Annotated in this window: 2 protein-coding genes and 1 pseudogene; all 3 read right to left on the reverse strand. The window is 73.3% G+C overall.

Annotation, left to right across the window (positions count from 1 at the left end):
* Window positions 1-687: pseudogene (locus AC1D15_RS20100) on the reverse strand (hypothetical protein); the annotation flags it as partial.
* Window positions 688-710: 23 nt separating this feature from the next.
* Entirely contained in the window at window positions 711-1,625 is a 915-nt protein-coding gene (locus tag AC1D15_RS20105) for a hypothetical protein (protein WP_465113533.1), read from the reverse strand.
* Between the two features lie 30 nt (window positions 1,626-1,655).
* Window positions 1,656-4,234, reverse strand: a 2,579-nt coding sequence (locus AC1D15_RS20110) for a phage tail protein (RefSeq protein ID WP_477827360.1), incomplete at its 5' end; no start/stop codon positions are given.

Raw genomic sequence — 4,234 nt, forward strand, 5'->3', positions numbered from 1 at the left:
GTTCGACTGCAGGGCGAGCATGGCCAGCGGCAGCACGTTGACCGACAGCGTGTCGCGCTGCTGCAGCGTGAAGATGGTGCGCGCCGCACGGCCGCGGCGCGCCAGAAGGTCGTCGGCCGCACCGTCGTCCTGGTAGGGGATCAGCACGATGGCGGCGGCCTCCAGCACGTCACCGTCCTCCACCGTGCGCGCACCGGTCAGCGAGGTGGGGTAGGCGCCGATCGGGTTGCCGGTGAACTCCACCGGGCGCAGCGCGAGGATATACAGCCCGGTGCGGCTGCGCAGCGGGGGCGCGGGCACGCGCGACAGGCCGAAGCTCACCGACAGCTGCTCGGCCTGCGGGATGTCGGCCAGGTTCAGGTTGACCTCGGCAGGCAGCAGCACCAGTTCGCCGGCCGGCGTGATGCCCTGTCCGGCGCTGATCTTCAGCGACTGCTGCGTGCTGCCCGGGTCCACGTAGAGGCCACCGGCCACACCGCTGCCGGCGGCGCGACCGAGGTCGGCCTCGCGTGTCAGGAAGTACTGCTGGTCGCGAATCAGGTCGCGCGCAGCGAGGAAGCGGCCGTCGAAGTAGCGTGGCCGTTCGCGCCGCGGGTCCTGCACCAGCACGCCGCGCGAGCGGAGCTCGGACGCCTCGGCCTGTGCGACGAGCTTGCGCGCCGAGCCTTGAGTGAAGTTGATCGCCATGACAGTAGCTCCATCGATGCGGGTCAGGCCCCGGCCCATTGCGCAAACAGCGCGGCCGGCGGCAGAAAGCGGCGTCCGAAGTTGTCGACCAGCGGGGCGGTCGCGCTGCGCACCGGCGGGGAGCCGGCCGCCACCGTCACCGGGATCAGCACGCGCGCCAGGAAGACCGCGCTCGGGTCGACGCCGGTCGGTTGTTCGGCCGAACGCCCGAAGTCGCCGTTTCCGCCGACGTGGCCGGTGCCGCCGTAGGCCGAGAGCACGGCGTCCTGCAACGCGTTGCGGCGGTCGGTCGCGCTGCCGGCGGGGTTGCCCAGCACCGCGGCAGCCGGCGGAAGCGGCAGGCCGCTGTAGCTGTCGTCGAGCGCGGCGCGCGGCACCAGTTGAAGTTCGTATGCATCGCGCAGCCGCGAAGTCGACACCGCATTCAACGCATCGAAGGGACCGGTGGCGAAGCTCGACGACAGCCCCACCGGGCATGCACCGAAGCGCAGGTAGACATCGGCCACCACGCCGTTGGCGGGCAGCGTCGGCGCCGGCGTGCCGAAACGCGGCGAGATGAAGCGGGCCAGGTTGCCGTACGCGGCGCCGGTGAGCTGGGCGCCGCCCTGGGCGGCGCGCATCGCGGTGAACCAGACGTCGAGCCGGATGCAGGCCGGCCGCAGCAGCTCGACCAGGCGTCCCAGGCGATCGACCGCGAGTCCGGGCTGCACGCGGATCTCCTCCACCTGCCCGGTGGCCGGCGGCACGTACTCGACGCGCAGCCCGGCGAGCGTGCCGCCGCCGGCGAGGAATGCCAGGGCGCGCGCCAGCCGGCCGCGGTGATAGGTCTGCTCGTCGGTGAAGTCCTGCGCATCCAGCAGCAGGCCGGTGGCGAAGGCAGGGCGTTCGGCGCGAGGCTGCTTGAACAGCGGATCGGCGTCTTCGGTGAGGAGGCTCATGGTGGATGACCTTGAAGAAGCGGAGGGATGTCAGGGGGCGGGCAGCGCGGTGCCCGCCAGCCGCGAGTCCAGCACCGGCTGGCCGATGACGAGGTCGCCGTTGCCGAGGGCGGAGCGCTGCACGCGCGCCGGTTGCGGCAGCCGCGGCGGGCCGAGGAAGGTGTCGACGCCGACCAGGCTGGACACGCCGACCAGCAGCGGCCAGCTCGCGACGGCCACGCGCACCTCGACGTGCGCCGGCGATTCGAGCTGCGCGATGCGGCGGATCAGCGCCAGGTCCTGTGCCTCGACCTCCCGGTGCACCAGCACGGTCGCGCGGTTGGCCAGGCGCTCGTAGAAGCCGAGGACCGCCGCATCCTCGGCGTTGTTGCCGACCGAGGCGTCGAACAGCGCCAGCAGTTCCACGCGCTCCTGGTCGCCGACGAACAAGGTGTCGCCGACGACGGAGTTCCCGTTCTGGCTGAGGCCGGGCAACAGCGGGTCGTTCTCGTCGGACAGGTCGACACCGAGCAGGGTCGCGAGGATGCGGCGCAGGCGGAAGTCCTCGACCACGACGATTGCGCCCGAGCGCACCGAGCCGCCGGTGGCCACGTCGAGCGCGAGGCGCAATCCGTTGCGCGTGCCGTGCCATCGCGCGAGGTCGGGCGCAGCGCGCAGCCAGGCGCGCCGCGCCGAGGCGGGCAGCGCACCGTCGAACGCCACGCCGATCCAGCTGCCGAGCCATTCGAGCTGCTCCTCTCTCGTGGCATCGGGATCACTGAGCAGGTGGGCCGCGGCGACGCGGTCCTCGAGCTGCGTCAGCACGCCTTCGAAGTTGGCGACCAGCCGCGCATTGAAGTCCGACGGCGTGGCCTGAGGCTGGTAGACCGCGACCGCGTCGGCCTCCAGCGCCAGCCGCCAGGCGGCGCCACCGTCGCGCAGCAGCCAGGCCTGGCCGCTGCGTTCGACGGTCAACCTGGCTGCGTCGCCGAGCGGTACCGCCAGCTGGGCGAGCCGCGTGCGCAAGGCGCCGCCGGGCGTGCCGCCGGCATCGAGGGCCGCAACGAAGGTGCTTTCGATCTGGCCCGTGCGCATGCCGGGCACACGGGCCGCATCGCCGAACAGGCTCTCGCGGTAGAGGCGCGGCAGGTAGCGGTCCACGTACGAGAGCCGGCTGCCCCAGGCACGCAGTGCCGCGATGGCGGGACCGCTGCGGCCGTCGCCGTGCAGGACGATGCGCACCCACAGGTAGCGGCCGACCAGCGAGCGCACCCGTTGGCGGCTGTCCTGGATCAGCACGGAGAACAGGCCGCGCAGGCCCGGCTCGGGCTCGCCGCCGAGCAGGCCCGGGTGGTGCGGCAGTTCGCTGGGCACGCGCTCCCAGGCGGCGCGCGGGGCGTGTGTCGACTGCATCGATTCATCGAGGGTCACGATGTCGCGGCCGAAACCATGCGGCTGCCAGGCCACGCGGTCGTCGGGCTGCGGCGGCTGCATGTCGTTGGTCGCCGCCAGCCACACGACGAAGCCGCAGTGGTCGGGGATGGCGGCCTCGGCCACCAGCCGGTGCCACACGGTGCGCGGGTCGCGGCTGTCGATTGCATGCGCGACCAGTCCATCGGGCGAGTCGGCATGGTTGGCCGCCTCGCCGCGCCGTGCGAGCTGGTTGAGCGACAAGGCGCGCAGCGGTTCGGTCCCGCCACCGGCGATCGGGTAGTGGGGAAGCTCGCCCGGCCCGTTGGCGAATGACGCCTCGATCGCATCGTCGGCCAGCGGGTACACGTCGCCGAGCGCCGCCATCAGGCCGTCCGTCGCCGTCGCCGCCAGGTCGAAGGCCGGTGCGTCGCTGCGCCCCGGCACGCGCAGCGCGATGCGCCCGGGCGACAGGCTGGCCAGCGAATAGGCGAAGTTGGCGCCGCTCGCGATCGAGGGTGCGCCGAGCACCCGGCCATCCACCGCCCAGCGGCGGATGCAGGCCGTGCCRTCATCGCCCTGCCAGCTCAGCAGCAGCGGCGTGCCTTCGCCGTCGCAGGCCAGCGCGAGCACCCGCTCGGTGGCAGGCCAGGCCGGCGCACCGGCCAGTTCGAGGCGTGGTGCGCAGCCGTTCTCGGGGCTCGGGCGGAAGACGCGGGCGTCGTAGTCGTCCGGTTGCAGCGAAGGACTGCGCAGCGGCCGGCCGCGCAGCCGCGCGAGGCGGCCGGTGTTGCGCTCCAGCGCCCACACCGCGCCGTCCGGCGCGGCGGCCAGGCGCCAGGGAACAAAGCCCGCGAGCGAGACCGTCGTGTCGGGCCAGCGCGCGCGCAGGTCGTGCATCACGATGCCGCCGCCGTGGGCGATGCACAGCACGCCTTCCGTCGACGTGCACAGGTCGGTCGGGTCGCCGGCGGGCAGCGTCAGCAACTGAAGGTCGCCGGGCAGCACGCTGTGCACGCGCACCGCGCCGTTCTCCCAGCGGGCCACGCAGCCGAGCGAGTCGATCGCGCGCGGCACGCGGTCCAGCGCGGTCTCCGCGGCCGCCTGCGCCTGGGCGGCCGGCAGCGCGGGCTTGAGCGTGCGTTCGGACGCCAGGTGCAGCAGCTTGCAGCCGCGGTCCCAGGTCGCGTGCTGCAGCGACGGGAAATGCGTGGCATCCG

This window comes from Rhizobacter sp. P2_H2, assembly GCF_056403375.1.